Raw genomic sequence first — 25,912 nt, 5'->3', positions numbered from 1 at the left:
CTGCGCTCCCCTGACAGGAGAGCGCCATGCTGATAGTTGCCGACGAGAACATCCCGCTACTCGATGCCTTCTTTGCCGATTTCGGTGAAATCCGCCGTTATCCCGGTCGCGCCATCGACGCCGCCTGTGTCAAGGATGCCGACGTGCTGCTGGTACGCTCGGTGACTCGCGTGGATCGGCAACTGCTCGAGGGCAGTCGGGTACGCTTCGTCGGCACCTGCACCATCGGCACCGACCACCTCGACCTCGAGCATTTCGCCGAAGCCGGTATCCACTGGAGCAGCGCGCCGGGCTGCAACGCCCGTGGCGTGGTGGACTACGTGCTGGGCAGCCTGCTGACCCTGGCCGAGCTCGAAGGCGCCGACCTGGCCAAGCGCGTCTATGGCGTGGTCGGCGCAGGTGAAGTCGGTGGGCGTCTGGTGCGCGTGCTGCGCGGGCTCGGCTGGAAGGTGCTGGTGTGCGACCCGGTGCGCCAGGCCAGCGAGGGCGGCGACTTTGTCGATCTCGAGACGATCCTCGAACAATGCGACGTGATCAGCCTGCACACGCCGCTGCAACGCGGCGGCGAGCACTCGACCTGGCACCTGCTCGACCAGCCTAGCCTGGCGCGCCTGCGTGCCGGCGCCTGGCTGATCAACGCCAGCCGCGGACCGGTAGTGGATAACGCGGCCCTGCGCGAACTGCTGCTCGACCGAGAGGACGTGCATGCGGTGCTCGACGTCTGGGAGGGCGAGCCGCAGGTGGACCTGGCGCTGGCCGACCTGTGTACCCTGGCCACGCCGCATATCGCCGGTTACAGCCTGGATGGCAAGCAACGTGGCACGGCGCAGATCTACCAGGCGTTCTGCCGCTGGCAAGGCTTGCCCGAGCAGGTGCGTCTGGCCGACCTGTTGCCGGCGACGGGCTTGGCGCAGATCGAGTTCGATGCCGGCGCGGACCCGGCATGGGCCTTAGCCACCCTGTGCCGTGCGGTATACGACCCACGTCGCGATGATGCGGATTTTCGTCGTAGCCTCAGCGACGACCCAGCCGAGCAGCGCACGGCGTTCGACCTACTGCGCAAGCATTATCCGATACGCCGCGAGATCGAGGGGGTGGCAGTGCGGGTGCGGGGGGATTCACCGCAACTGGCGCAGGTGGTCAGTGCGCTGGGGGCGGTTCTGGTTTGATGGCCGTTGCGGAGCCAGCCCGCTTCCACGGCTGAGAAGAGGTTCGCGCACAAAGAAAAACCCGGCGCAGGCGCCGGGTTGCACGCAATTCAGGGGTCAGCCCTTGCGGACTTTCTCTACCCGACTGTCTTCCAGATCCTTGCAAGCCTTCTGGATCATTTGTTCGGTGATCGGAACTTCGCGGCCCTGGGCATCGATGATCGAGCCGCAGACCTGAGGTTGCGGGTGCGTCTGCTTGTTGGCCGTATCGGTGTGCTGCAAGCTCATGTCCTGTCTCCTCTATCAGGTTCAAGCTCAAGGTAGTGCTTTGCCGTGACTGGTCTGTGACAGCTTGTTCGGCGTTGTGCCGGATCAGTCCAACAGAAAGCGCGTTAAAGCTCCAGTCCGTGGTTAGAACGAATGGGCATAGCCACTGATGCCCCGTCCGATCATGGGACGGCGTCGCATTCCCAGGGGTTGCACAGGATCGACGAGTGGTAGTCTTGTGCCATCTTCCAGCCGAAAGACCTTGCCATGCCTGATCCGATCTCTCCTCGCCAGCGCCGGGCCCTGCACCTGGGGTGGCGGTTCGTGCGCCCGTATCGTCGCCAGGCCCTGCTGGCCTTGTTGGCGCTGGTGGTCACCGCTGCCATCACCCTGTCCATGGGGCAGGGCATCCGCCTGTTGGTCGACCAGGGTTTCATGACGGGTTCGGCGCACCAGCTCAACCAGACCATCGGCCTGTTCTTGCTGCTGGTGGTGGCACTGGCAGTGGGGACGTTCGCCCGTTTCTACCTGGTGTCGTGGATCGGCGAGCGCTGTGTGGCCGATATTCGGCGAGCGGTGTTCGATCACTTGGTCGGCCTGCACCCAGGCTTCTTCGAGGACAATCGCAGTTCGGAGATCCAGTCGCGGCTGACCGCCGATACCACCTTGTTACAGTCGGTGATCGGCTCGTCGCTGTCGATGTTCCTGCGCAATGCGCTGATGGTGGTCGGCGGGGTGATCCTGCTGTTCGTCACCAACCCCAAGCTGACCAGCATCGTGGTGCTGGCCCTGCCCCTGGTGCTGGCGCCGATCCTGCTGTTCGGCCGGCGCGTGCGCAGCCTGTCGCGGCAGAGCCAGGACCGGGTGGCCGATGTGGGCAGCTATGTCGCCGAGACCCTTGGCCAGATCAAGACGGTGCAGGCCTACAACCACCAGGCGCGTGACCAGGCGCTGTTCGGCGATACCGTGGAGGCGGCGTTCGAGGTGGCGCGGCGGCGCATCGCCCAGCGTGCCTGGCTGATTACCCTGGTGATCGTGCTGGTGCTTGGCGCAGTGGGGGTGATGCTCTGGGTCGGCGGCATGGATGTGATCGCCGGGCGCATCTCCGGCGGCGAGCTCGCTGCGTTCGTGTTCTATAGCCTGATCGTCGGCAGCGCCTTCGGCACCCTGAGCGAGGTGCTCGGCGAACTGCAGCGGGCGGCTGGCGCGGCCGAGCGCATCGCCGAGCTGCTGGCGGCGCAGACGGCAATCCTGGCACCGACACGGCCGGCGGAGTTGGCGAACGGGCGCGCCAGTGGCGACATCGAACTGCGCGAAGTGCGCTTCGCCTACCCGTCACGCCCTTCGGCCCAGGCCATCGATGGTCTGAGCCTGCATATTCGTCCTGGCGAGACGGTGGCCCTGGTCGGACCGTCGGGAGCCGGCAAGTCGACCTTGTTCGACCTGCTGCTGCGGTTCTACGACCCGCAAGGTGGCGCGATTCTGCTCGATGGCCAGCCGATCACCGGGCTGACGCCTGCCGACCTGCGTCGTCAGTTTGCCCTGGTGGCCCAGCAGCCGGCGTTGTTCCGCGGCACGGTCGAGGCCAATATCCGCTACGGTCGGCCCGAGGCCAGCCTGGCCGAGGTCGAGGCGGCGGCGCGCGGTGCCCATGCCCATGAGTTCATCGTCCAGCTGCCCCAGGGCTACCAGACACCCTTGGGCGAGGGTGGCGTGGGCTTGTCCGGCGGCCAGCGCCAGCGCCTGGCGATTGCCCGGGCGCTGCTGGTGGATGCACCGATTCTGCTACTGGACGAGGCCACCAGCGCCCTGGACGCGCAGAGCGAGCACCTTATCCAGCAAGCGTTGCCACAACTGATGGCCGGGCGCACCACACTGGTCATCGCCCACCGTCTGGCGACGGTGCAGCATGCCGACCGCATCGCGGTGATCGACAAAGGCCGACTGACGGCAGTTGGCAGCCATCGACAATTGATCGAGCAAAGCCCACTCTACGCGCGCCTGGCAGCGCTGCAATTCAGCTCGGGCTGAGTGTCTTGCTGTCGCTGTTTTGTAACAAATCTGTAGCAATTGCCTGAGACTATCTGCTTCGGCTGTTGCGCAGGTGCCTGCCCTGGTTGCCATCGTCCGATGGCGGCGCTGATGGGGCAGCGAACGAGGACAAGGACGCCTCTTTTGGCGGTGCCGGCGTGCGCCGTTTCCCTCTTCCTTGTTCCGAGATCCGCAATCTTGCGTAAATCCCTCAGAGTGCAAATTCTCTCCCTGCTCGGTGGCAGCCTGGTGGCGATCCTGTTGATCGCCCTGGTGTGCTTCCAGTTCCTGTCGTCCAGCGTGCGCGGCTACGCCGAGCTGGTGGACGGGCCGTTGCGTGCCTCGCAGCTGATCGACGAAGCCAACCTGCAGTTCAAGATCCAGGTGCAGGAATGGAAGAACGTGCTGCTGCGTGGTCGCCAGCCGGCGGAGCTGGACAAGTATTGGCAGCAGTTCCAGGCCCGCGAGCAGCAGGTGCAGCAATTGTTGGGGCAATTGATCGATAGCAGCGATCCAGCCCTCAAGGCGCGCCTGGAGCAGCTCAAGACCAGCCACCGACAGCTGGGTTCGGCCTACCAGCAAGGTCGTCAGGCATTCCTGGCCGCCGGTGGCGACCCGGTGGCCGGCGACCAGGCGGTCAAGGGCGTGGATCGCGCCACCAGCGACCAGATGAGTGCATTGGTGGAGCAACTGCGCGCCGACGCCCACGGGCGTGCCGGCGCCATCAGCGCCAACGCCGAGCGCACGGTGTGGTTGGGTGTGCTGGTGATGCTGGCTTCGGCGGTGCTGGTCGGGTTGTTCAGTCTGTGGCTGGTCAACCGCAGCCTGGTCGAGCCGATCCGCCAGTTGATCGACTACGTCGCCCAGCTCAGCCAGGGGCGTTTCGCCGCCCGGGTCGACAGCCGTCGCGAGGATGAACTTGGGCGCCTGGCGCTGGCTGCCAACACTTTGCGTGATTTTCTTGCCGACACTGTCGGGCGGCTCAAGGACAACGCCGAAGAGTTGGAAAATGCCAGCGGCCAGCTCAGCCGTATCGCCGGCGACATGGCCCACGGCACCCATGATCAGTTCCAGCGCACCGACCAGGTCGCCACGGCGATGCACGAAATGTCCGCCACCGCCCAGGAGGTCGCGCGCCATGCCGCCGATGCCGCCCTCGCGGCGGACGAGGCCGACCACAGCGCCCAGGCGGGCGAGCAGGTCATGCAGCGCACCATCGACACCATTGCCGTGGTCAACCGCGAGATCGCCGGCACCGCAGCGGTGATTCGCCACCTGGAAAACGACAGCACGCGCATCGGCAAGGTGCTCGAAGTGATTCGCGGCATCGCCGAGCAAACCAACCTGTTGGCGCTCAATGCCGCCATCGAGGCTGCCCGTGCCGGCGAGGCTGGGCGTGGTTTCGCGGTGGTGGCCGATGAGGTGCGCAGCCTGGCCCAGCGTACTGCGGCATCGATCGCCGAGATTCACCAGATCATCGAGGCGGTGCAGTCGGGCGCGGTGGAGGCGGTCAAGGCCATCGAGAGCGGCCAGCAACGCAGCGAGGAGGGCGCCGAGCAGGTGCAGCAGGCCGGGCAGATGCTGCAGCGCATCACCACGGCGGTGGAGGCGATCCGCGACATGAACCGGCAGATCGCCACCGCTGCCGAGGAGCAGACCAGCGTCGCCGAGGATATTTCGCGCAACCTGGTGGAGATCACCCGCATTGCCACCGCCAACCAGCAGGCGGTACAGCACACCGAGCAGGCCGGGCAGCGCCTGCATGGCTTGTCGGGGCAACTGGGCGAAGTCACTTCCCGCCTGACCGCCTGACGGTAGTGCGGGGCCGCTTCGCGCCCCATCGCCGGCAAGCCGGCTCCCACAGGGAATAGAGATCGTCTGTGGGAGCCGGCTTGCCGGCGATGGGGCGCGAAGCGGCCCTTTGGGGGAATTCCGCCACCCAGCCAGGTAAAACGCCTGTTTAGTTGGCGGATTGCCGCCACCAACCCGGCAAATCCCGCTGCGACAACCCTGAACCACTGGCCCAGAGCAATCTGGCACACTCCCTGCTTTACGGCGCCCCGGGCCAAGGCCCGAGGCGATCGTGCCCCGATTTCGCGAAACTCCTGCCAACCACAACAACAACCGGGCGTGCATACCGGGGGCACCGACTGCCAATCCTTCACTTCAATTGGATTGAGCTAATGAAAAAAATCCTGCTGACGTTCCTGTGCCTGGGCGTCATCGGTTGCTCCAAGCCCGCGGAGCCACAAAAGTCCGTCGATGTGCTGCTGATCGGCGGCGGCATCATGAGTGCGAGCCTGGGGACCTACCTCACCGAACTGGAACCGAACTGGAAAATCGACGTCTACGAGCGCATGGACCAGGTCGCCGAAGAGAGTTCCAATGCCTGGAACAACGCCGGCACCGGCCATTCGGCGTTCTGCGAGCTGAACTACACCAGCGTCGGCAAGGACGGCAGCATCGACATCAGCAAGGCGGTCAACGTCAACGAACAGTTCGAGGTGTCCAAGCAGTTCTGGGCCTACCAGGTCGAGCAGGGCGTGCTGAGCAACCCGCCTTCGTTCATCAACAACGTGGCGCATATGAGCTTCGTCTGGGGTGAGGAGAACGTCGCGTTCCTGCACAAGCGCGTCGAGGCCCTGCAGCACAGCTCGCTGTTCCGCGGCATGCAGATCACCGAGGACCACGAGCAGATCCGCCAGTGGGTGCCGCTGGTGATGGAAGGGCGCGACCCCGAGCAGAAGGTGGCCGCGACCCGCATGGCCATCGGTACCGACGTGAACTTCGGCGAGATTACCCGCCAGCTGTTCGCCGCCATGACCCGCAACCCGAATGTGCAACTGCACCTGGGCCACGAAGTGCGCGACATCGTGCGTAACGACGACGGCAGCTGGAACGTGGTGGTGGCCGATCTGGCCCAGGGTGGCAAGGCGTCTACGGTCAAGGCCAAGTTCGTCTTCATCGGCGCTGGTGGCGGCGCGCTCAAGCTGCTGCAGAAGTCCGGCATCCCGGAAGCCGAGGGCTATGCCGGCTTCCCGGTCGGTGGCCAGTTCCTGATGACCGACAACGCCGACCTGGTCGCCCGCCACAAGGCCAAGCTGTACGGCAAGGCTTCGGTCGGCGCGCCGCCGATGTCGGTACCGCACCTGGACACCCGGGTAATTGATGGCAAGGAGGTGCTGCTGTTCGGCCCGTTCGCGACCTTCTCCACCAAGTACCTCAAGCATGGTTCGTTGCTGGACATGTTCAGTTCGCTGACCACCCACAACATCAGCCCGATGATGCATGCCGGCATCGACAACATCGATCTGAGCACCTACCTGATGGGCCAACTGATGCTCAGTTTCGATGATCGCATGGCGGCCCTGCGCGAGTACTTCCCCAACGCCAAGAACGAAGACTGGCAGTTGCTCCAGGCCGGTCAGCGCGTGCAGGTGATCAAGAAGGATCCAGAGCACGGTGGCGTCCTGCAGTTCGGTACCGAAGTGGTGGCTGCCGAGGATGGCAGCATCGCCGCGTTGCTGGGTGCCTCGCCCGGCGCCTCGACTGCCGCGCCGATCATGCTGACCGTGCTGGAGAAGACCTTCAAGGACCGTATCAAGTCCAGCGAATGGCAGGCCAAGCTCAAGGAAATCGTGCCGACCTACGGCCAGAAGCTGAACAACGACCTCGAGTTGACCAACAAGACTCGTGAATGGAGCAGTGCGCGCCTGCAACTGCTGCATGTGCCGGTGTTGCCGGAGTAATCGCGCAAGCGTGGGAGCGGGCTTGTCCCGCACCCATCGGTGGCTTGCCTTTTCGCAGGCAACAAAAAACCCGCGCAAGGCGGGTTTTTTGCAGGATCTGGTCGGAGAGACAGGATTCGAACCTGCGGCCTTCTCGTCCCGAACGAGACGCGCTACCTGGCTGCGCTACACTCCGATGGCCGAAATGCTACTGCATCGATTTTTTCAACGCAACCCCTTGTTGCAAAAAGGAGTTGCGCGAAAAAAGCAGGGCTGGATCACAGCTCCTTGACGGTACGGATCTGGTCTTTGTTGATGCGCGTGCGCTTGCCGTCGAGCTGTTCGAATTCGTAGAAGCCGGAGTCGTCGTCATACGACGGGGTGTCCACCGCCTGGATCTCGCGGCCGTCGTTCAAGGTGATGACGGTTGGCGAGGCGCAGCCGGCGAGGGCGCCCAGGCCCAGGGCAAGCAGAAAGGCGGGAAGGGTCCGTTGGATCATCGTGTTTCTCCAGTGCGATGGTGCTAGATGTCATTAAGACGCAGGGCGTCCACGCAAGTTCCTTGCACAGTGCAGCATAGCGCCATCGCGCCGGCATTGACCAAGAACAACGTCGGGCTCGGGCCACGGCGGCGTGTGATATAACAGCGCACACCCTGTATTCCCCTGCGACGGACTCCCATGAAAGCCAAGGCAGATACCCCTTTCGTAGCGCTGAACATCGCCGTGCTGACGGTCAGCGATACCCGTACCTTCGACACCGACACCTCCGGCCAGCTGTTCGTCGATCGCCTGAGCGCCGCCGGCCACCGCCTGGCCGAGCGCGTGCTGCTCAAGGACGACCTGTACAAGATCCGCGCCCAGGTCGCGACCTGGATCGCCGATGACCAGGTGCAGGTGGTGCTGATCACCGGTGGCACCGGTTTTACCGGGCGCGACAGCACCCCGGAGGCCGTGGCGTGCCTGCTGGACAAGCAAGTCGAAGGTTTTGGCGAGCTGTTCCGGCAGATCTCGGTGGCCGACATCGGCACCTCCACCGTGCAGTCTCGCGCCCTGGCGGGGCTGGCTAACGGCACCCTGGTCTGCTGCCTGCCGGGCTCGACCAACGCCGTGCGCACGGGCTGGGACGGCATCCTCGCCGAGCAGCTCGATGCCCGCCATCGCCCATGCAACTTCGTGCCACACCTGAAGCAGGCAGCGGCCTGTGACAGCCGTGGCTGAGTTGGCCCGGCCGTTGATGCCGGTGGAAGAGGCCTTGGAGCGCCTGCTGGCGCTGGCCGAAAAGGCGCCGATCACCGAGACCGAACACGTCGCGCTGGCCGAGGCCGAAGGGCGGGTCCTGGCCCATGAGCTGGTGGCCGGCCTCGACCTGCCGCCGTGGCCCAACAGCGCCATGGACGGCTACGCCCTGTGCCTGGCCGACTGGCAGGGCGAACCGCTGCGGGTAACCCAGCGCATCTTTGCCGGCCACGCGCCACAGCCCCTGGAGCCTGGCACCTGCGCCCGGATCTTCACTGGTGCGCCGCTGCCCGAAGGCGCCGATTGCGTCGAGATGCAGGAAAATACCGAGGTGCTCGCGGATGGCCGGGTGCGGTTCCTCGAGCCTTTGGCGCTGTCACAGAACGTTCGCCCCAAGGGCCAGGAAACCCGCGTCGGCGAATCGGTGATGAGCGCCGGCACGCGGCTGGGCCCGATCCAGCTCGGCCTGGCTGCGACCCTGGGGTTCGGCACCCTTGAAGTGCGGCGCCAACCACGGGTGGCGGTGCTGTCGACTGGTGATGAACTGGTCGAACCGGGTTTGCCACTGGGCCCCGGGCAGATCTACAACAGCAACCGGCGCCTGCTGGTCAGTTGGCTGCAACGCCTGGGCTGCAGGGTGGTCGATGCCGGCATCCTCCCGGATGACCTCGAGCGCACTCGCCAGTGCCTGGGTGGGCTGGGTGATGTCGACCTGATCCTGTCCACGGGCGGTGTGTCGGTGGGCGAGGCAGATTTTCTAGGCCTGGCCCTGCGTGAAGCGGGCGAGCTGGCGCTGTGGAAGCTGGCGATCAAACCGGGCAAGCCGCTGACCTTCGGCCATTACCAGGGCGTGCCGGTAATCGGTTTGCCGGGCAATCCGGCGTCGACCCTGGTCACCTTCGGCCTGTTGACTCGGCCTTACCTGCTGCGCCGGCTGGGTGTGGGCAATGTCGCACCCCTGAGTTTCAGTGTGCCGGCGGGATTCGACTGGCCCAAGGCCGGAACCCGTCGCGAGTACCTGCGTGCGCGCATCGAGGAGGGCCGGGTGCGCATCTACAAGAACCAGAGTTCCGGTGTGCTGCGCAGCGCGGCCTGGGCCGACGGAGTGGTGGAGGTGCTGGAGGGCAGCACACCAAGGCAGGGCGATGCGGTCAGGTTCATCCCGTTCAGCGAGCTACTTGGCTAGCACACCGCCGCTGGCGCCTGCGCCTGCCGGGGCCAGCTGGGTCAGGCGCATATGCACGTTCTCCAGTTGCTGGGCGGCGACGCTCCAGTCATGGCGCTGGCGGGCGAACTGGCGCCCGGCTTCGCTGAGCTGGCACATGCGCCACGGCTGGTTGAGCAATTGGTTGACCAGCAGCGCCAGCTGGCCGCTGTCGTCGCTGCCCAGGTAGTGTTCGCCATTGTTCATGGCCAGGCCCGAGGCGCCGTTGCTGGTGGTGATTACCGGAAGCCCGGCGGCCATGGCCTCAAGGATCTTCACCTTGGAGCCGCCGGCATGGCGCAGCGGCGCGAAGAATAGCGCCGAGCGCCGTTGCAGCTCGCGCAGGTCGGGGCGATAACCCACCCACTCGATGCGCGGGTCGTTCCAGTGCAGTTTCCAGCTGGCCGGCAGCGCGTGCCCGGCGATGGCCAGGCGCACCGCCGGATTGCTCATCCACACCTGTGGCAGGATTTCCTCCAGCGCCCACTCGATGGCCTCCAGGTTGGCGCCGTACTCGAAGTTGCCGACGAACAGCAGGCGCTGACTGTGTGGGGTAGGACGCACGTCCTGGTAGTGGTCGCAGTCCACGCCATTGACCACCACATTCACCGGGCGACCGCTGATCCGGCCGATCAGGTCGGCATCGTGAGCGCTGACCGCCACCACTTCGCTGGGTTGGCGCAGTACCCGTTGTTCCCAGCGCCGATAGCGCCAGCGGTCGAAGGCGTTCAGTGGCCGCAGCCACAGCGGCAGGCGATCGTGGCAGGCGGCACCCATCACGGATTCCAGGTAATGCTCGCTGAGCATGTAGGGCAGGCCGCGGGCCTGCAGGGCCCTCTCGAATGGCTGGAAGCTGTAGCTGTGCTCGATCTGGATCACATCCCAGGGTTCGTCCAGCAGTTGCTCGAAGCGATGCCGCAGGCAAGGCGCCAGGCCATTGATGATGGCCCGCATGGGATAGTCGATGATAGGTGAGGCGAGCAGGTTGAGCGGGCTGTTCAGTGCTCGCCTGGGCAGTACGATCAGGCGCTCCACCAGGGGCTCCAGGGCTTCGCGCGCGGTGTCGCTCAAGGGGACCTTCGACTGCACCAGCAAGGTGATCCGGTGGCCATGCTGCGCCAGGGCGCGCAGCAGGTGGTATTGCCGGGTCTTGCTGCCACTGGTGGTGGGCCAGGGCAGGTAGGGCAGGGTCCAGAGTATGCGCATGAGCCCGAATCCTCGCGGTTGGCCGGGTGTCGGCCCTGGATGGCAAAACGCGCCCTCTGGCAGTCAAGCAGGTGCTGCTGCCGGGGCGCGTCCATAGATATCAGTAAAGCGTACGATGTCGTCTTCGCCCAGGTATTCGCCGCTCTGTACTTCGATCATCACCAGGTCGATGACCCCGGGATTGGTCAGGCGGTGGCTGCGCCCAGGCTTGATGAAGGTGGACTCGTTGGTGTCGAGCAGGAACTCTTCCTGGCCATTGGTCACGCAGGCCATGCCGCTGACCACGATCCAATGTTCGCTGCGGTGATGATGCATCTGCAGCGACAGCGATTCGCCAGGGCGCACCATGATGCGCTTGATCTTGAACCGTGGCCCTTCCTCGAGCACGGTGTACAGGCCCCAGGGGCGGGTCACGGTGCGGTGCAGGCGGTAGGCGTCATGGCCCTGGCGCTTGAGCTGCTGGGCGATCACCTTGACCTCCTGGCTGCGCGCGGCATCGGCGATCAGCAGGGCGTCGGGGGTGTCGATGACGATCAGGTTGTCCAGGCCGACCGCGCCGACCAGGCGCCGTGGCGAGTCGATGTAGCAGTTGCGCACGTCTAGCAGCACGGTTTCGCCATTGCAGTGGTTGCCCTGCCCATCGGCCGGGCGCAGTTCACGTACCGCTTCCCAGCAGCCGATGTCGCTCCAGCCGAGGTCGCACGGCACCACGGCCACCTTGGCGGACGCTTCCATGAGGGCGTAGTCGATGGAGATATCGGGGGCCAGGGCGAAGCGCTCGGGGTCGAGCTCCACCTGCAGGCCCCCTGGACCCTCCTTGACCTGGCTTTGCTCCAGGCAGTGGGTCACGCTGTGCAGGACTTCCGGGGCATGCGCCTGTAGTTCCTGCAGCACGGTGCCGACGCGCAGGCAGAACATGCCGGCGTTCCACAGGTGCCGGCCACCGTCGAGGTAGGCCTGGGCGGTGTCGGCGTCGGGTTTTTCGACGAAGCGGGCGACCTGGTAGCCACCAGCAGCGATCGGCTGGCCTTGCTCGATGTAGCCGAAACCGGTCTCGGCGCGGCTCGGCTGCAGGCCAAAGGTAGTCAGCCAACCTTGCCCGGCCAGCGCCATGGCCTGCTGGACGGCTGCCTCGAAAGCGCCCAGGTCCTGAATCAGGTGGTCGGCGGGCAGTACCAGCAGCAGGCTGTCCTCACCGTGCAGGCGGGCGCAGTGCAGTGCTGCGGCGGCAATGGCGGGGGCGGTGTTGCGGCCCAGGGGTTCGAGAATGAAATCGAGGGCTACGTGCTGGGTGCTGACCTGGCGATACTCGTCCTGGGTGCGGAACACCACTTCACGGTTGGTCACCGTAAGCACCCGCTCGACCCCAGGCAGGCTGCTGGCGCGGCTGAAGGTCTTCTGCAGCAGGCTCATGCCATCGGGCAGGCGCATGAACGGCTTGGGCATGGCCTCGCGTGAGACCGGCCACAATCGAGTGCCGGCGCCGCCAGCGATGATGCAGGGGATCAGAACGCTCATAGTCACAACCTCGGATCGGGGCGCTGTGGGCAGCGCAATGCAAGGGAATCACGACCTGTCAGGCGTCTGGCGGCACAAAGTCAATAAAATGACTTTTCCTGGCGTCATCTTCCGTGAAGGCCAAATAATTGTCGAATGATGCGCCTGAACCGATCGGCTTTCAATGGTGATTGTCAGGAGTGGCGGTTTTTGGACGGCGCATGCAGCAATCTGCGCGCGCGGGCGGTCGAGATTGCTGTAGGGCATTTCTGGGTATTTTCGGGGAGGGTGATATGAGCGAACGCAAGGCATTGCTGATCCTGCATGGCAAGCAGGCCGTCAACGAAGACGTACGCGCCGCGGTGGGCCAATTGCGTGAGCGTGGCTGGACGTTGGATGTGCGCCTGACCTGGGAAGGCGGTGATGCTCGGCGCCTGGTCGGCGAAGCGCTGGCGGCGGGCTATGGGCACGTGGTGGCCGGGGGTGGTGATGGCACGCTGCGGGATGTGGCCGAAGCCATGGGGCTGGCGGCTACCCAGGCCAGCCTGGCGCTGCTGCCGCTGGGCACGGCCAACGACTTCGCCAAGGCGGCCGGTGTGCCTCTTGAGCCGCAAGCGGCCCTGGCGCTGCTAGAGGTGCCGGCGCGGTCGATCGACCTGGGCCGGGTGGGTGACCAGCTGTTCCTGAACATGGCCACTGGCGGATTCGGAAGCCAGGTCACCGCCAATACCTCCGAAGACCTGAAGAAGGTACTCGGCGCGGCGGCCTACCTGTTCACCGGTTTGTCGCGTTTCAGCGAGCTGCAGGCCGCCTCGGTCGAGCTGCTGGGCCCAGACTTCCAGTGGCAGGGCGAGTTGCTGGCGCTGGGGATCGGCAATGGTCGCCAGGCCGGTGGCGGGCACGTGTTGTGCCCGGAGGCGAGTGTGGACGATGGCCTGTTGGACGTTGGTATCCTGCCGGCACCCCAGGAGATGGCGGGGGCCCTGCGTGATCTGCTGGCCGGTGAAGGGTTGTTCGTGCGCGCCCGCTTGCCGTGGGTGGAGATCAAGGGCGCCCAGGGACTGGACATGAACCTCGACGGTGAGCCCCTGCAAGCGACCAGCCTGCGCTTCGAGGCGGTACCCAGGGCGTTGCGCGTGCATTTACCGGCGAACTCGCCGTTGCTCAGTCGTCCAGGCTGATGATCTTCTCGCGCACGGCGAACAGCACCAGGCCCGCCACGTCGTAGATCTGCAGGCGCTTCATGATCTGCGAACGATGGGTTTCCACGGTTTTGATCGACAGGCCCAGGCCGCTCGCGATTTCCCGGGTCGATTTGCCGCGCACGATCAGACGCAGGATTTCCAGTTGGCGGGCGGTCAGGTTATGGCCATCGTTGCTTGGCTGACGGCCACTCTGGGCGCGCAACAACGCCTGGTTGATCACCGTGTGGGCGATGGCCGGGCTGAGATAGCGCTCTTCGTTGCGCAGGGCGGTCAACGCTTGTTCCAGCTCGGTAGCCGTGGTGTCCTTGAGCAGGTAGCCATGGGCGCCGCTTTCCAGGGCGCGCATGATCATCTCAGGGTCGGTGTGCATCGACAGGATCAGGACTTTGCAGAGGCAGCCGTTTGCACGCAATTGCGTCAGGGCATCCAGGCCGCTGGTCGAGCGCATGGAAATGTCCAGCAGGACGATGTCCGGCGCGAGGCGCAGGACGTGTTCCAGCAGTTGGCCGCCATCGTCGGCTTCGCCAATCACGGTGTAGCCGGGAATGTCCGATACCAGTGCCCTGACACCTGCACGAATCAGGGAGTGGTCGTCCACCAGCAATAGATTACAGGTCATCGGAAGCAGGGGTCCTGGCGCGTTCTTGGTTGCGGGGTGGCCATGGGAAGAGGGCGTCGATCCGGGTGCCCTGACCGGGCTGGCTGGTGATGGTCAAGCTGCCCTGCAGGGCGGTCACTCGCTCCTGCATGCCGGCCATGCCGCGCAGGCCACTCTGCGCAGGCGCCTGGGCCGGCACGAAGCCGCCACCGTCATCCTGGATCGACAAGGCAAGGCCGGCCGAGGTCCGCTGCAGGCGGACCACCAGGTTGCGTGCGTGTGCGTGGCGGAGCATGTTGGTAACCGCCTCCTGGGTGATGCGAAACGCCGCCATGGCCACCTCTTCGCTGATGCCGCCCAGGCGTTGGTTGCACTCCAGGCTCCAATGTACGTCGGTGTTTTCCAAAGTGCGCAGCAAATGCGCGCGCAGGCTCGCCTCCAGGCCCAGGCTGGCCAGTTGCCGAGGGTTGAGAATGGTCGAAACGTCACGCACGTTGCCCAGGGTGTGGTCCAGGGTGCTGCGCAAGGTAGCGCAGTGCTCCTGCAGTTCGGCCGGCACGCGGCGTTGCAGCCAGTCGACCTGAAGCTTGGCGGCGGTCAGCAGCTGGCCGATATCGTCATGCAGTTCACGACTCAGGCGTTGGCGCTCACTTTCCTGCACCTTGAGCATGCGCGTTGCCAGTTCCGCTGGGCGCAGGCTGATCGAGCGCGCCCAATGGCGAAGGTGCCAGCCCACGCCGATCATCGCCAGCAACTGGAGCATCAGCAGGCTGGCTGACAATGGCAGGGTACGCAGGTACACCACCAGGTTCGCTGCCAGTGATGCCAAGCACAGCAGCGTGGTCGTCCAGCGGAGCAGGGCAACTCTGGAGCGGCAACGCTGGAGAAACTTCAAGCGTGGGAGCATAGATAGGGAAGCCACTGAGTTATTGCAGTTGAGGGCATTGCACATGCCTGGCCAGAGGTTCTGGTGCCGCGCGTTCAATCAAGCATTGGGCACGCATCCAATCGCCCGATATTCAGGGCGCGCATGTTCGAGTGTGCGCATGTTATCACTTTGATTGAATTTGGTCGCGGGGGGATAACTGCTTGAAGCCTCGGGTTTTCCGGGCTGTGGCGGACCTGGCGGGCGAGGCGCTGACTAGCATAGTGCCATTATTAAAAGATGTTTCCCAGCTCACATTGAGTAACTAAAAGCCATCCGCCAAAAACATCCGGGAAAAACTTTCCGAACTTTGCAAGTTGCACGCTGGGTGGGCTTAGTTGCCGCGCAATTAGTCGGGTTAATGTTGGCGGTCGGCTGCGGCGTGGCTTTGCTCCACTGATGCGCCTTGGGCGTGAGGGTGGGCGCATGACACGCCGCTTTCCTGGCAGTCGGCACACAGTTGCGAAGCGGGTTGGCCCAGGGTGATGGCGAGCTCTGTCAGCAGGTGTCGTTGTTCCTCGGTGTCCATGTCCAGGCGGCCGGTTTGCGGGTCTAGCAGTTCCAATTGCCAGTCCAGCAGGGTCAGGCAGGCAGCAAGCGCGGACAGGCTGTCGCCGTGCAGGTGCTGCTGGGCGCAAGCGGGTGCGATGAGACGTTGCAGGGCCAGGGTATGGTGGGCCACCTCATGCAGGCCGAGCGCGATTGCTCGCCGGGCGAGGGTGTCGAGCGCCGCGTTGAGGCTGTGGCAGGCATCCGGATCGTTGGTGATGAGTTCCAAGTGCTGCAGGCATTCCTGGGACCTGGCCAGCAGGACCTGTGCGTCCTGCAGAAAAGCCGCCACGGCGGCGTTGTGCAGTGGAGTGCTATCCATCATGGCGCCCCGTCGTCAGGGATTGGCCGTACCAAGATGATCGCTCGCAAAAGCCTGACTCCGTTCATGCAGTGAGAATGGCGTCACATTAATGGCTAATGGATATTGCGAACATCAGGTTGCACCCGATTGCTACTAGGGGTTTCCCTGATGCGGTTTCAGGCGGGTCGTTCGTTGCGAGCGATGGGCGTGGCGGGATGTGGCAGCAGTAAAGCATGATGGTAAAGTGATATCAATCACCCTGCATGGCTTTTTCCATCAGGGGTCAAGCTGCGTCCGTGTCCGCCGATACAGGGGGATGCATTCACTTTTTCCCGACTCACGCCTGGGGGCTTCCAATGGCTGGCATTCTCGACACGGTAGACCAACGCACGCAACTGGTGGGTGAGAACCGCCTGGAAATCCTCATGTTCCGCCTGGCTGGCCGACAGTTGTTCGCCATCAACGTGTTCAAGGTCCAGGAGGTGCTGCAACTGCCCAAGCTGACCCTTATGCCGCAGCGCCATTCCTTCGTTTGCGGCGTGGTCAACCTGCGCGGCCAAACGCTGCCGGTCATCGACCTGTCCCAAGCGATCGGCATGCGTCCACTGCAGCCGGGGCCGAACAGCACCATCATCGTCACCGAATACAACCGTTCGGTGCAGGCGTTCCTGGTGGGGGGGGTGGATCGTATCGTCAATATGAACTGGGAAGCCATCATGCCACCGCCGGCCAGCGCCGGTCGCCAGCACTACCTCACGGCGATCACCAAGGTCGACGAGCAGTTGGTGGAAGTCATCGATGTGGAAAAAGTGCTGGCCGAGATCGTGCCCTACAATGCCAAGGTCTCCCGCGACAAGCTCGAAGACCCGGTGCTGGCCCGCGCCCGTGGCCGTGAGGTGCTGTTGGTGGACGACTCCACCGTGGCCCTGGCGCAGTTGCGCGACACGCTGTCGCAATTGGGGGTGAAGCTGCACGTGGCCAGCGACGGCCTCAAGGCCCTGCGCCTGCTCAAGGGCTGGGCGGACGCCGGGGAGAACGTCTGCGAGAAGTTGCTGATGGTCTTCACCGATGCCGAGATGCCCGAGATGGATGGTTACCGGCTGACCACCGAAATCCGCAACGACCCGCGCCTGCGTGGTCTCTATGTGGTGCTGCACACTTCGCTGTCGGGCAGTTTCAACGAGTCCATGGTCAAGAAGGTCGGTTGCGACAACTTCCTTTCCAAGTTCCAGCCCGATCGCCTGGTGGATGTGGTGCGTCAACGCCTGAGCTTGGACCACGCCACGGTGTAACGGCGGCACCGGTCCGGTATAAGCTTGGTATTTTGACTGGCGCAAGGTGGCAGGGATGTTTCTGAGTGCGTTGTATCGGTACCCGGTGAAATCGGCCCAGGCCCAGCGCCTGCAGGCGTCCATGGTCGGCAATCTGGGCCTTGACGGTGACCGGCGCTGGCTGGTGGTGGAGCAAGAGAATGGCCGCTTTCTGACCCAGCGCGCTTGGCCCCGGCTGGGGCAGATCAGTGCCAGTTATGGCGAGCAGGGCCAACTGCTGCTCCAGGCGCCGGGGCAAGCGCCCTTGGAGGTGCCGGTACCGCACGCTGACAATTCCCTGCGTGGCGTGACCATCTGGCGCGACACCTTGCGCGTGCCCGATGCCGGCGATGCCGCCGCGGCCTGGCTCAGCGAGCTTCTGGGCAAGGCGGTAAGGCTGGTGTACTGCCCCGAGCAGCGGGCCCGCTACCTGCCAAGCGGCTACGGCCTCAACAGTGACCGGGCAGCCTTTCCCGATGGTTTTCCACTGCTGTTGATCGGCCAAGCCTCGCTGGATGAGTTGAGCAGCCGTGTGGGGCGCCCCATGGAGATGTTGCGCTTTCGCCCGAACCTTGTGGTCGAGGGGGCCGAGGCCTTTGCCGAAGACCGTTGGAAGCGCATTCGTATTGGCGACATGACCTTCCGTGTGCTCAAGCCGAGCGTGCGCTGCATCCTCACCACTCTCGATCCCGCCACGGGCGAACGCAGCCCGGACCGTGAGCCGTTGACCACGCTCAAGACGTTCCGCGAGAAAGAAGGGGATGTGCTGTTTGGTCAGAACCTGGCGGTGGATGGCGAGGGGGAACTGAAGGTGGGGATGGCGGTTGAGGTTATTGAGTAAGGCAAGGTGCTGGGCGATAGATCGAGCGCCGCTCGCGCGGCGCTTGATCTCATAGGCGCTGCAGCGCCCTCGGCGAACGATCACATATCGTCGAAATACCGCTCATGCCAATCCACCAGCGGCTGCGGTGAATTGAGCTTCTGCCCATAGATGACCGAATACGACAGGACGTTCTGCACGTACTGGCGCGTCTCGTCGAACGGAATCGATTCGACCCACACATCGAAGCTCAGGTGCTTGGCGCCCTTGAGCCACTGACGTACACGCCCGGGGCCTGCGTTGTAGGCGGCCGAGGCCAGCACGCGGTTACCATTGAACTGGCTGTGTACCTGGCTCAGGTAGGCGGCGCCGAGCTGGATGTTCTTGTCCGGGTTGAAGACCTGGGCCGGTGACGCCAGCGGGATGCTGAACTTGCGCGCGGTTTCCTTGGCGGTGCCCGGCATCAGCTGCATCAGGCCGCTGGCGCCGACGCTGGAGCGGGCGTCTTCCATGAAGGCGCTCTCCTGGCGGGTGATGGCGAACACCCAGCTCGAATGCAGGCCGCGCACTTTGGCCTCGCGCACCAGGGTATCGCGGTGGGCCATCGGGAAGCGGATATCCAGGTCGTCCCAGTACTGGGCCTGGCTGATGGTGCGGATGGCCGGGAAGTACCAGCGCATGTCGTAGGCCAGGCGGGCCTGGGCGACCATCTCGTCACGGTTGAAGTGGCGGCTGACGTGGTACCACTCGCGGCGCCCTTCGACGATCTGGCCACGGGCGTGGAATTCCAGTGCGCGACGGATGCCGGGGGTGTTGCGGACCTTGTTGGTCAGCGCCTGGCTCAGCGCCAGCGGCTTGTTGTTCAGCTGATAGGGCGTCTGCGCCCGGTCGGCGGCGAGGAAGCCATAGAAATCACGCTCGCGGGCGACGGTCTTGTACAGCAGCGGGACCTGCGGGTTGTTCGGCTGGGCCAGCTCCAGGCTACGCGCCTGCCAGTACTTCCAGCGGTTGCTGCTGGCCAGGTCCTGGGGCAGGCGCTTGGTCAGTTCGTAGGCTTCTTCCCAACGGGCTAGGCGCAGCAGCAGGCGCAGGCGCCATTCACTGACGGTGTTGTCGCGCAGTTCCGGGTCGTAGCGGGTCATCAGGTCGAGGGCGCGCGGGTCGTAGCGGCGAGCCAGGGTCAGGCCGATCTCGCGGGCGATGGCGACCTTCTCGTCGCGGGAGAAGTGCATGCGCTGGGCATAATCGTCGAGCAACGCCATGGCCTGCTCCGGATTTTGCCGGGCCAGGCGGCGAAGCCCCAGGCTGACCACGTCGGACATGGCCTCGTTGACCGGTGTGAAGCGCGAAGGCTGGTTGAGCAGCTCGGGCTTCTGCGCCACGTCGATCAGCAGCTTGCCCTGGGGGGCGAGGGTGGTGAGGGTTTTCACCAGGTTGTTGGCCAGGCCGTAGTTGCGCGCCTGTGCCGCAAGCTTCGCGCGCTGCCAGCGCTTGGCCTCGGTCAGCTGGCCTTCGGCGGCCCACATGGCGAACAGGGTGTCGCAGGCCGTGGGCTGGGATTTGCCGACGTTCCACAATTTTTCGGCGTTGGCGAAGCCTTCGGCGCGCTGGCCGTGGGAGAGCTGGTACTGGCCGTTGAGGCAGTCCAGTTCGGTGAAGTTCAGCTTGGGGTCGTAATAGCGGGTGAAGGTGTTCCATTCACCGCGCTCGGCCAGCCAGCGCAACCAGCGCAGTTTCATCCAGTTGGCCTGGGGCAGGTCGCCATGGGCCTTGAGGAAGCCCTCGATCTCTTCGTTGCTGGCGCTCTTGAGGCGGGCAGTCAGCTCGTCGTAGGTGAGGTAGGGCGTGAGCGGGTAATCGCGCAGCGCCTGGGCGTAGCGCAGGTAGGGGCCCTTGTCGCCCTTGGCCAGCGCGCGCTTGGCCTCGTCGTAGTATTGACGTTGCTGGGTGATGTCGGCGGCCTGTGCGACGCTCGCGGCGAGGGTGGTCAGCAACAGGCAGGAAGCAATTTGTAACAGGCGGCTGCGCATGATACGTCCGGGCAGTGGAACCATGGAAAGTGACGGCGGAGCCAGCACTGTTGGGTATTACTGCTTAGCTTAGCCGTTTGCCGGTGGCCGGCGAAAGCACTGTGCTTGTATCGAGTTGTTATCCGACGCCCTGTCGCGGCAACGGGCTTTTGATGCCCTGAAGGGGTAAGTCAGGTAGAATGCGCGCCCGGTTTTTGGAGATGATCATGACCCTGCTCAAATTCAGCGATGTGTCCCTCGCGTTCGGCGCCATGCCGCTGTTGGACAAAGTGTCCTGGCAGATCGCCCGTGGCGAGCGGGTGTGCATCATCGGCCGCAACGGCACGGGTAAGTCGAGCATGCTGCGCCTGGTCAAGGGCGAGCAGAAGGGCGATGACGGTGATATCTGGCGCGCCCCGGGCCTGAAGATTGGCGAACTGCCGCAGGAACTACCGGTGGCCGACGAGCGTAGCGTATTCGATGTGGTAGCCGCCGGCCTTGACGGCGTCGGCGAGCTGCTGGCGCAGTTCCATCACCTGAGCCAGAACATCCACGGCGACGAGGATCTGGAAAAGCTCATGCATGTCCAGCACGAGCTCGAAGCCCGTGATGGCTGGCGCCTGCAGCAGGTGGTCGAAAGCACCCTGAGCCGCCTGCAGTTGCCGGCCGACAAGACCCTCGCCGAGCTTTCCGGTGGCTGGCGCCGGCGCGTGTTGCTGGCCCAGGCACTGGTCTCCGAGCCCGACCTGCTGCTGCTGGACGAACCGACCAACCACCTGGACATCGGCGCTATCGCCTGGCTGGAAGAGGCGCTCAAAGGCTTCGGTGGCGCGGTGCTGTTCATCACCCACGACCGTTCCTTCCTGCAGAATCTGGCCACGCGCATCCTCGAGCTGGACCGCGGTGGGCTGATCGACTGGAATGGCGACTACGCCAGCTTCCTGGTGCATAAAGAGGCCGAGCTGGCCGCCGAGGCCACTGCCAACGCACTGTTCGACAAGCGCCTGGCCCAGGAGGAAGTGTGGATCCGCCAGGGCATCAAGGCCCGACGCACCCGCAACGAAGGCCGCGTGCGTGCGCTCAAGGCGCTGCGCGTGGAGCGCGGCGAGCGCCGCGAACGCCAGGGTAAAGCCAATATCCAGATTGAAGTGGCCGACAAGTCCGGCAAGCAGGTGATGGTGCTGGAGGACGTCAGCTTCGCCCACCAGAATGGACCGAAGCTGGTCAAGGACTTCTCCATGGTGCTGCAGCGCCAGGACCGTATCGGCCTGCTGGGTGCCAACGGCACCGGCAAGACGACCCTGCTCAAGCTGATGCTGGGCGACCTGGAGCCCACCAGTGGCAAGGTCGAGCGTGGCACCAAGCTGGAGGTGGCCTACTTCGACCAGATGCGCCATCAGCTGGACCTGGAGAAGACCGTCATCGACAACCTGGCCGAAGGCCGCGATTTCATCGAGATCGATGGTCAGAACCGCCATGTGCTCAGCTACCTCGGCGACTTCCTGTTCAGCCCGCAGCGTGCGCGCACGCCGGTCAAGGCGCTGTCCGGGGGCGAGCGCGCGCGCCTGCTGCTGGCCAAGCTGTTCAGCAAACCGGCCAACCTGCTGGTGCTGGACGAACCGACCAACGACCTAGACGTCGAGACCCTCGAGTTGCTCGAAGAGGTGCTGTCCAACTACAAAGGCACGGTGCTGATGGTCAGCCACGACCGGGCTTTCCTCGACAACGTGGTGACCAGCACCTTGGTGTTCGAAGGTGAAGGGCGCGTGCGCGAGTACGTCGGCGGCTACGAGGACTGGATCCGCCAGGGTGGTTCGCCGAAGCTGCTCGGCGTGACCGAAAGCAAGGGCGGCAAGTCCGAGCTCAACAGCGCCGTGGTGCAGGCGCCGGTGGAGGAGGTGGCGCCTGTTGCCGCCGCTGCGCCTGCGGCCGATGCCAGCAAGAAGAAGCTCAGCTACAAGCTGCAGCGTGAGCTGGAGATGCTGCCGGGGCAGATCGATGCGCTGGAGCAGCGGATGGCCGAGGCGCAGGAAGAAGTGAGTGCGGCGGGCTTCTATCAGCGGCCGATTGCCGAGACTGCGGCGGTGCTGGCCAAGATCGAGAAGCTGCAGGGCGAGCTGGACGTACTGGTAGAGCGCTGGGCCGAGCTGGAAGGCTGAAGCCATCACGGGGCAAGCCTGCTCCCGCGCAGCCCTGTTTGACGGGCTTTGTGGGAGCGGGCTTGCCCCGCGATGAAAGTATTACTCGGCCTTCTTCTGCAACCGCACCGCCAATACATCACACGGCGCGCCGTGCAGCACGTCGTTGGCGGTGGAGCCCAGCAGCAGTGCCAGGCCGTGGCGGCCATGGCTGCCGACCACGATCAGGTCGCACTTTTGATCCTTGGCCAGCTGGTGGATTTCCTGGCGCGGCTGGCCGTAGACCAGGTGCGAGTCGCCGCGATTGATATCCGGGTACTTGTTGTACAGGCGCTCCATGCGTTCCTTGGCCTGGTCGAACTGTTGCTGCTGCAACTGCGACAGGTCCATCGGCACGTCGCCGCCGAAGGCCATGGCCATGGGCTCGACGATATGCACCAGGGAGACCTTGGCGCCGCTGGCCAGGGCGATGGCCTTGGCCCGCTTGATCACCGGGTCGCATTCTTCGGTCAGGTCGACAGCGACCAGAAGATGTTCATAGGACATGTGCAGTACTCCTGACAATCGCGATAGTAGAAGTATGGTCGCTTTCGCGCGGATCTTCCGTGAAACCTGACTAACCCGCTCATTTGCAACGCTTTATAAGGTCTACAGATATGACGGTATGGCTGGTGGTGTCAATCCTTGCGCTGATTCTCAGCCCGCTCGCCTGGTTGCGCCCCTCGCGCAAACAGAGCGAGCAGATGAGCCTGCGACTGGAGGGGCGCCGCATGGGGTTGGCCATGCAACTGGCACCGCAACAGTGGCCGCACTGGCTGGTAAACGAACCGCCCAGCCCCTGCCCGCAGTACCACCGGGCGCGGCGCAAGGGGCACGAAGACAGCTGGTGTTACTGGCAGATCACTCCGGGCGTGTGGTGGAACCAGTGGCGCGAGCCCTGTGAGGATCAGCGTCTGGCCGAGGCCTTCGGCCGCCTGCCGGCAACGGTCTACAAGGTCAAGGCCGACAGTCGCATGATTGCTCTGTACTGGAGTGAGCGCGGCGACAAATCTGTTTTGCAGGATATTGCCCAGACCCTCGAAACCCTCGCCTGAGCCCGTGTGACGCAAAACGGCGCACAGGAGCAGACATGCTCTTGTGCGCCGTTTTGCGTTTGTGCGTGCAAGCACAGGGCCAGGCAGGCCGGAAATACTTTCAATCAGTCGCAGTGTAGCCATCCTGACTGGATGCGTTTAGAAAAAAAGCGCGTGTGCCGTCGGTGGTGGTCTATCGCTGACATGAATGGAGGGCGATCACTGTCATCATGTTTCGTACCCGGAGGGTGGAAGATGACTGGAAAGTCGCGTTTTCACGGCTTTCGCGAGTATTTGACAACGCGGTTCTTTTCGGGGAATGTGTGCACACCCAAGTCAAACGGGCGTATGAATTGAGCGTTTGTATGTCAGACGGCTCTTACAGAATCCCGATTAGCGCGTCGACGGGTGTGCCTGGGGTGAGGGACCGGTAGACCGGCTCTCGCTGCCAGCGATCGACGTGTACTGTTCAGCTTCCATATCGTGGAGATCAGTTGATGATTTACGAAGGTAAAGCCATCACGGTTAAGGCTCTTGAAAGCGGCATCGTCGAACTGAAGTTCGACCTCAAGGGTGAGTCCGTCAACAAGTTCAACCGTCTCACTCTGAACGAGCTGCGTCAGGCCGTGGACGTGATCAAGGCCGATGCCTCGGTCAAGGGCGTGATCGTCAGCAGTGGCAAGGACGTGTTCATCGTCGGCGCCGACATCACCGAGTTCGTCGACAATTTCAAGCTGCCCGAGGCCGAACTGGTCGCCGGCAACCTGGAAGCCAACCGCATTTTCAGTGACTTCGAAGACCTGCAGGTGCCGACCGTCGTCGCCATCAACGGCATCGCCCTGGGTGGCGGTCTGGAGATGTGCCTGGCTGCCGACTACCGGGTCATGTCCAGCAGCGCCAAGATCGGCCTGCCGGAAGTCAAACTGGGCATCTACCCAGGCTTCGGCGGTACCGTGCGCCTGCCGCGCCTTATCGGCTCGGACAACGCCGTCGAATGGATCGCCTCGGGCAAGGAAAACCGCGCCGAGGACGCCCTGAAGGTCGGCGCCGTCGACGCAGTGGTCGCTCCCGAGTTGCTGCAGGCCGGAGCCCTGGACCTGATCAAGCGCGCCATCAGCGGCGAGCTGGACTACAAGGTCAAGCGCCAGCCTAAGCTGGAGAAGCTCAAGCTCAACGCCATCGAGCAGATGATGGCGTTCGAGACCGCCAAGGGCTTCGTCGCCGGCCAGGCCGGCCCGAACTACCCTGCACCGGTCGAGGCAATCAAGACCATCCAGAAGGCCGCCAACTTCGGGCGTGACAAGGCCCTCGAGGTCGAGGCCGCAGGCTTCGCCAAACTGGCCAAGACCTCGGTCGCCGAGAGCCTGATCGGCCTGTTCCTGAACGACCAGGAGCTCAAGCGCAAGGCCAAGGCCCACGACGAGATCGCTCACGACGTGAAACAGGCTGCCGTGCTCGGCGCCGGTATCATGGGTGGCGGCATCGCCTATCAGTCGGCGGTCAAGGGTACTCCGATCCTGATGAAGGATATCCGCGAGGAAGCCATCCAGCTGGGCCTGAACGAGGCCTCCAAGCTGCTCGGCAAGCGCGTCGAGAAGGGGCGCCTGACCCCGGCGAAGATGGCCGAGGCCCTCAACGCCATTCGCCCGACCCTGTCCTACGGTGACTTCGGCAACGTCGACATCATCGTCGAGGCCGTGGTCGAGAACCCGAAGGTCAAGCAGGCTGTGCTGGCTGAAGTGGAAGGCCAGGTGAAAGAGGATGCGATTCTCGCCTCCAACACCTCGACCATCTCCATCAACCTGCTGGCCAAGGCGCTCAAGCGTCCGGAAAACTTCGTCGGCATGCATTTCTTCAACCCGGTGCATATGATGCCGCTGGTCGAAGTCATCCGTGGCGAGAAGTCCAGTGATGTGGCAGTCGCCACCACCGTGGCCTACGCCAAGAAGATGGGCAAGAACCCGATCGTGGTCAACGACTGCCCGGGCTTCCTGGTCAACCGCGTGCTGTTCCCGTACTTCGGCGGCTTCGCCAAGCTGGTCAGCGCAGGCGTCGACTTCGTACGCATCGACAAGGTGATGGAGAAGTTCGGCTGGCCGATGGGCCCGGCCTACCTGATGGACGTGGTCGGCATCGACACCGGCCACCACGGCCGCGACGTAATGGCCGAAGGCTTCCCGGATCGCATGAAGGACGAGCGCCGCTCGGCCGTCGACGCGTTGTACGAAGCCAACCGCCTGGGCCAGAAGAACGGCAAGGGCTTCTACGCCTATGAGACCGACAAGCGCGGCAAGCCGAAGAAAGTCGCCGATGCCACTGTGCTCGACGTGCTCAAGCCGGTCATCTTCGAGCAGCGTGAAGTCACCGACGAAGACATCATCAACTGGATGATGGTGCCGCTGTGCCTGGAAACCGTGCGTTGCCTGGAAGACGGCATCGTCGCCACCGCCGCCGAAGCCGACATGGGCCTGGTCTACGGCATCGGTTTCCCTCCCTTCCGCGGTGGCGCGCTGCGCTACATCGATTCGATCGGGGTCGCCGAGTTCGTCGCGCTGGCTGACAAATACGCCGACCTGGGGCCGCTGTACCACCCCACTGCGAAGCTGCGCGAAATGGCCAAGAACGGCCAGCGCTTCTTCAACTGAGCGCCCACGAGCTAGAG

The 25,912-nt window shown here is 64.2% G+C and carries 21 protein-coding genes, 1 tRNA gene and 1 pseudogene; 13 read left to right on the top strand and 10 right to left on the bottom strand.

The window, feature by feature from the left end; genetic code table 11:
• The first annotated feature begins 26 nt into the window (after positions 1–26).
• Positions 27–1,169 (top strand): 4-phosphoerythronate dehydrogenase PdxB, encoded by a 1,143-nt coding sequence (gene pdxB, locus KSS90_RS17780; RefSeq protein WP_217866635.1) that lies wholly within the window; start codon positions 27–29, stop codon positions 1,167–1,169.
• Between the two features lie 96 nt (positions 1,170–1,265).
• Here pdxB and KSS90_RS17775 read toward each other — a convergent pair whose 3' ends face one another.
• The gene (locus KSS90_RS17775) at positions 1,266–1,436 is read right to left on the bottom strand and encodes a PA1571 family protein (RefSeq protein ID WP_217866634.1); all 171 of its coding nucleotides are present in this window, start codon (positions 1,434–1,436) and stop codon (positions 1,266–1,268) included.
• A gap of 246 nt (positions 1,437–1,682) precedes the next feature.
• On the opposite strand from KSS90_RS17775, the gene KSS90_RS17770 reads away from it, so the two are divergent.
• The 4 genes and pseudogenes from KSS90_RS17770 (at position 1,683) to mqo (ending at position 7,195) form a co-directional block, all read left to right on the top strand.
• Positions 1,683–3,446 (top strand): ABC transporter transmembrane domain-containing protein, encoded by a 1,764-nt coding sequence (locus tag KSS90_RS17770; RefSeq protein ID WP_217866633.1) that lies wholly within the window; start codon positions 1,683–1,685, stop codon positions 3,444–3,446.
• A gap of 99 nt (positions 3,447–3,545) precedes the next feature.
• A pseudogene (locus KSS90_RS25945) lies at positions 3,546–4,325 on the top strand (methyl-accepting chemotaxis protein); the annotation flags it as partial.
• A gap of 165 nt (positions 4,326–4,490) precedes the next feature.
• Entirely contained in the window at positions 4,491–5,258 is a 768-nt protein-coding gene (locus KSS90_RS25940; RefSeq protein WP_437180096.1) for a methyl-accepting chemotaxis protein, read from the top strand.
• A gap of 371 nt (positions 5,259–5,629) precedes the next feature.
• Positions 5,630–7,195, top strand: a complete 1,566-nt coding sequence (mqo, locus tag KSS90_RS17760; RefSeq protein ID WP_217866632.1) for a malate dehydrogenase (quinone) — start codon at positions 5,630–5,632, stop codon at positions 7,193–7,195.
• Positions 7,196–7,293: 98 nt separating this feature from the next.
• Here mqo and KSS90_RS17755 read toward each other — a convergent pair.
• Positions 7,294–7,370 (bottom strand) — tRNA-Pro (locus tag KSS90_RS17755).
• A gap of 82 nt (positions 7,371–7,452) precedes the next feature.
• Positions 7,453–7,674, bottom strand: coding sequence for a YgdI/YgdR family lipoprotein (locus KSS90_RS17750; RefSeq protein ID WP_023632528.1), 222 nt, complete (start codon positions 7,672–7,674; stop codon positions 7,453–7,455).
• A gap of 180 nt (positions 7,675–7,854) precedes the next feature.
• Here KSS90_RS17750 and moaB point away from each other — a divergent pair, with 180 nt between their 5' ends.
• Together moaB and KSS90_RS17740 are read left to right on the top strand one after the other, a co-directional pair.
• Complete coding sequence (moaB, locus tag KSS90_RS17745; RefSeq protein ID WP_046856412.1) at positions 7,855–8,394, top strand: molybdenum cofactor biosynthesis protein B; 540 nt, start codon at positions 7,855–7,857, stop codon at positions 8,392–8,394.
• A complete protein-coding gene (locus KSS90_RS17740; protein ID WP_217866631.1) occupies positions 8,378–9,598 on the top strand; it encodes a molybdopterin molybdotransferase MoeA in 1,221 nt (406 codons plus the stop codon). Before moaB ends, KSS90_RS17740 begins: the two co-directional genes overlap by 17 nt.
• Here KSS90_RS17740 and KSS90_RS17735 read toward each other — a convergent pair.
• Positions 9,587–10,822 (bottom strand): glycosyltransferase family 4 protein, encoded by a 1,236-nt coding sequence (locus KSS90_RS17735; RefSeq protein ID WP_217866630.1) that lies wholly within the window; start codon positions 10,820–10,822, stop codon positions 9,587–9,589. The genes KSS90_RS17740 and KSS90_RS17735 overlap by 12 nt on opposite strands.
• Before the next feature lie 63 nt (positions 10,823–10,885).
• Positions 10,886–12,340, bottom strand: coding sequence for a mannose-1-phosphate guanylyltransferase/mannose-6-phosphate isomerase (locus tag KSS90_RS17730; protein ID WP_217866629.1), 1,455 nt, complete (start codon positions 12,338–12,340; stop codon positions 10,886–10,888).
• 272 nt (positions 12,341–12,612) lie between these two features.
• Between KSS90_RS17730 and yegS the strand changes: the two genes are divergently transcribed.
• The gene (gene yegS / locus KSS90_RS17725) at positions 12,613–13,500 is read left to right on the top strand and encodes a lipid kinase YegS (RefSeq protein WP_217866628.1); all 888 of its coding nucleotides are present in this window, start codon (positions 12,613–12,615) and stop codon (positions 13,498–13,500) included.
• Here yegS and KSS90_RS17720 read toward each other — a convergent pair.
• The 3 genes from KSS90_RS17720 to KSS90_RS17710 all read right to left on the bottom strand — a co-directional run bounded on the left by KSS90_RS17720 (position 13,484) and on the right by KSS90_RS17710 (position 15,918).
• Positions 13,484–14,143, bottom strand: coding sequence for a response regulator (locus KSS90_RS17720; protein WP_217866627.1), 660 nt, complete (start codon positions 14,141–14,143; stop codon positions 13,484–13,486). The genes yegS and KSS90_RS17720 overlap by 17 nt on opposite strands.
• Positions 14,133–15,029 (bottom strand): sensor histidine kinase, encoded by an 897-nt coding sequence (locus KSS90_RS17715; RefSeq protein WP_217866626.1) that lies wholly within the window; start codon positions 15,027–15,029, stop codon positions 14,133–14,135. Before KSS90_RS17715 ends, KSS90_RS17720 begins: the two co-directional genes overlap by 11 nt.
• 376 nt (positions 15,030–15,405) lie before the next feature.
• Positions 15,406–15,918: a histidine kinase gene (locus KSS90_RS17710; protein WP_217869822.1), complete on the bottom strand. Its 513-nt coding sequence runs from the start codon at positions 15,916–15,918 to the stop codon at positions 15,406–15,408.
• Between the two features lie 338 nt (positions 15,919–16,256).
• Between KSS90_RS17710 and KSS90_RS17705 the strand changes: the two genes are divergently transcribed.
• Positions 16,257–17,192: a chemotaxis protein CheV gene (locus KSS90_RS17705; protein ID WP_217866625.1), complete on the top strand. Its 936-nt coding sequence runs from the start codon at positions 16,257–16,259 to the stop codon at positions 17,190–17,192.
• 55 nt (positions 17,193–17,247) lie between these two features.
• Positions 17,248–18,051, top strand: a complete 804-nt coding sequence (locus KSS90_RS17700) for an MOSC domain-containing protein (RefSeq protein WP_217866624.1) — start codon at positions 17,248–17,250, stop codon at positions 18,049–18,051.
• Between the two features lie 80 nt (positions 18,052–18,131).
• Here KSS90_RS17700 and KSS90_RS17695 read toward each other — a convergent pair whose 3' ends face one another.
• Positions 18,132–20,060 carry a transglycosylase SLT domain-containing protein gene (locus KSS90_RS17695; protein WP_217866623.1) on the bottom strand — a complete coding sequence of 643 codons (1,929 nt, stop codon included), beginning with the start codon at positions 20,058–20,060 and terminating at the stop codon, positions 18,132–18,134.
• 206 nt (positions 20,061–20,266) lie between these two features.
• Here KSS90_RS17695 and KSS90_RS17690 point away from each other — a divergent pair, with 206 nt between their 5' ends.
• Entirely contained in the window at positions 20,267–22,198 is a 1,932-nt protein-coding gene (locus KSS90_RS17690; protein ID WP_217866622.1) for an ATP-binding cassette domain-containing protein, read from the top strand.
• Positions 22,199–22,279: 81 nt separating this feature from the next.
• Here the strand turns inward: KSS90_RS17690 and KSS90_RS17685 are convergent, their stop codons facing one another.
• Entirely contained in the window at positions 22,280–22,723 is a 444-nt protein-coding gene (locus KSS90_RS17685) for a universal stress protein (protein WP_046856401.1), read from the bottom strand.
• A gap of 110 nt (positions 22,724–22,833) precedes the next feature.
• Here KSS90_RS17685 and KSS90_RS17680 point away from each other — a divergent pair, with 110 nt between their 5' ends.
• Together KSS90_RS17680 and fadB are read left to right on the top strand one after the other, a co-directional pair.
• Entirely contained in the window at positions 22,834–23,271 is a 438-nt protein-coding gene (locus KSS90_RS17680) for a hypothetical protein (RefSeq protein WP_217866621.1), read from the top strand.
• A 476-nt stretch (positions 23,272–23,747) separates the two neighbouring features.
• Positions 23,748–25,895 carry a fatty acid oxidation complex subunit alpha FadB gene (gene fadB / locus KSS90_RS17675; protein WP_217866620.1) on the top strand — a complete coding sequence of 716 codons (2,148 nt, stop codon included), beginning with the start codon at positions 23,748–23,750 and terminating at the stop codon, positions 25,893–25,895.
• Positions 25,896–25,912 lie beyond the last annotated feature (17 nt).

Source organism: Pseudomonas maumuensis, assembly GCF_019139675.1.
In the GTDB taxonomy this organism is placed as follows: domain Bacteria; phylum Pseudomonadota; class Gammaproteobacteria; order Pseudomonadales; family Pseudomonadaceae; genus Aquipseudomonas; species Aquipseudomonas maumuensis.
The sequence above is the reverse complement of the archived record's forward strand: the minus strand, read 5'-3'. Positions and strand labels throughout refer to the sequence as shown.

Coding starts and splice junctions, on each gene's coding strand:
- pdxB (WP_217866635.1), top strand. CDS start 27: ATGCTGATAGTTGCCGACGAGAACATCCCGCTACTCGATGCCTTCTTT.
- KSS90_RS17775 (WP_217866634.1), bottom strand. CDS start 1,436: ATGAGCTTGCAGCACACCGATACGGCCAACAAGCAGACGCACCCGCAA.
- KSS90_RS17770 (WP_217866633.1), top strand. CDS start 1,683: ATGCCTGATCCGATCTCTCCTCGCCAGCGCCGGGCCCTGCACCTGGGG.
- KSS90_RS25940 (WP_437180096.1), top strand. CDS start 4,491: ATGGCCCACGGCACCCATGATCAGTTCCAGCGCACCGACCAGGTCGCC.
- mqo (WP_217866632.1), top strand. CDS start 5,630: ATGAAAAAAATCCTGCTGACGTTCCTGTGCCTGGGCGTCATCGGTTGC.
- KSS90_RS17750 (WP_023632528.1), bottom strand. CDS start 7,674: ATGATCCAACGGACCCTTCCCGCCTTTCTGCTTGCCCTGGGCCTGGGC.
- moaB (WP_046856412.1), top strand. CDS start 7,855: ATGAAAGCCAAGGCAGATACCCCTTTCGTAGCGCTGAACATCGCCGTG.
- KSS90_RS17735 (WP_217866630.1), bottom strand. CDS start 10,822: ATGCGCATACTCTGGACCCTGCCCTACCTGCCCTGGCCCACCACCAGT.
- KSS90_RS17730 (WP_217866629.1), bottom strand. CDS start 12,340: ATGAGCGTTCTGATCCCCTGCATCATCGCTGGCGGCGCCGGCACTCGA.
- yegS (WP_217866628.1), top strand. CDS start 12,613: ATGAGCGAACGCAAGGCATTGCTGATCCTGCATGGCAAGCAGGCCGTC.
- KSS90_RS17720 (WP_217866627.1), bottom strand. CDS start 14,143: ATGACCTGTAATCTATTGCTGGTGGACGACCACTCCCTGATTCGTGCA.
- KSS90_RS17715 (WP_217866626.1), bottom strand. CDS start 15,029: ATGCTCCCACGCTTGAAGTTTCTCCAGCGTTGCCGCTCCAGAGTTGCC.
- KSS90_RS17710 (WP_217869822.1), bottom strand. CDS start 15,918: ATGGATAGCACTCCACTGCACAACGCCGCCGTGGCGGCTTTTCTGCAG.
- KSS90_RS17705 (WP_217866625.1), top strand. CDS start 16,257: ATGGCTGGCATTCTCGACACGGTAGACCAACGCACGCAACTGGTGGGT.
- KSS90_RS17700 (WP_217866624.1), top strand. CDS start 17,248: ATGTTTCTGAGTGCGTTGTATCGGTACCCGGTGAAATCGGCCCAGGCC.
- KSS90_RS17695 (WP_217866623.1), bottom strand. CDS start 20,060: ATGCGCAGCCGCCTGTTACAAATTGCTTCCTGCCTGTTGCTGACCACC.
- KSS90_RS17690 (WP_217866622.1), top strand. CDS start 20,267: ATGACCCTGCTCAAATTCAGCGATGTGTCCCTCGCGTTCGGCGCCATG.
- KSS90_RS17685 (WP_046856401.1), bottom strand. CDS start 22,723: ATGTCCTATGAACATCTTCTGGTCGCTGTCGACCTGACCGAAGAATGC.
- KSS90_RS17680 (WP_217866621.1), top strand. CDS start 22,834: ATGACGGTATGGCTGGTGGTGTCAATCCTTGCGCTGATTCTCAGCCCG.
- fadB (WP_217866620.1), top strand. CDS start 23,748: ATGATTTACGAAGGTAAAGCCATCACGGTTAAGGCTCTTGAAAGCGGC.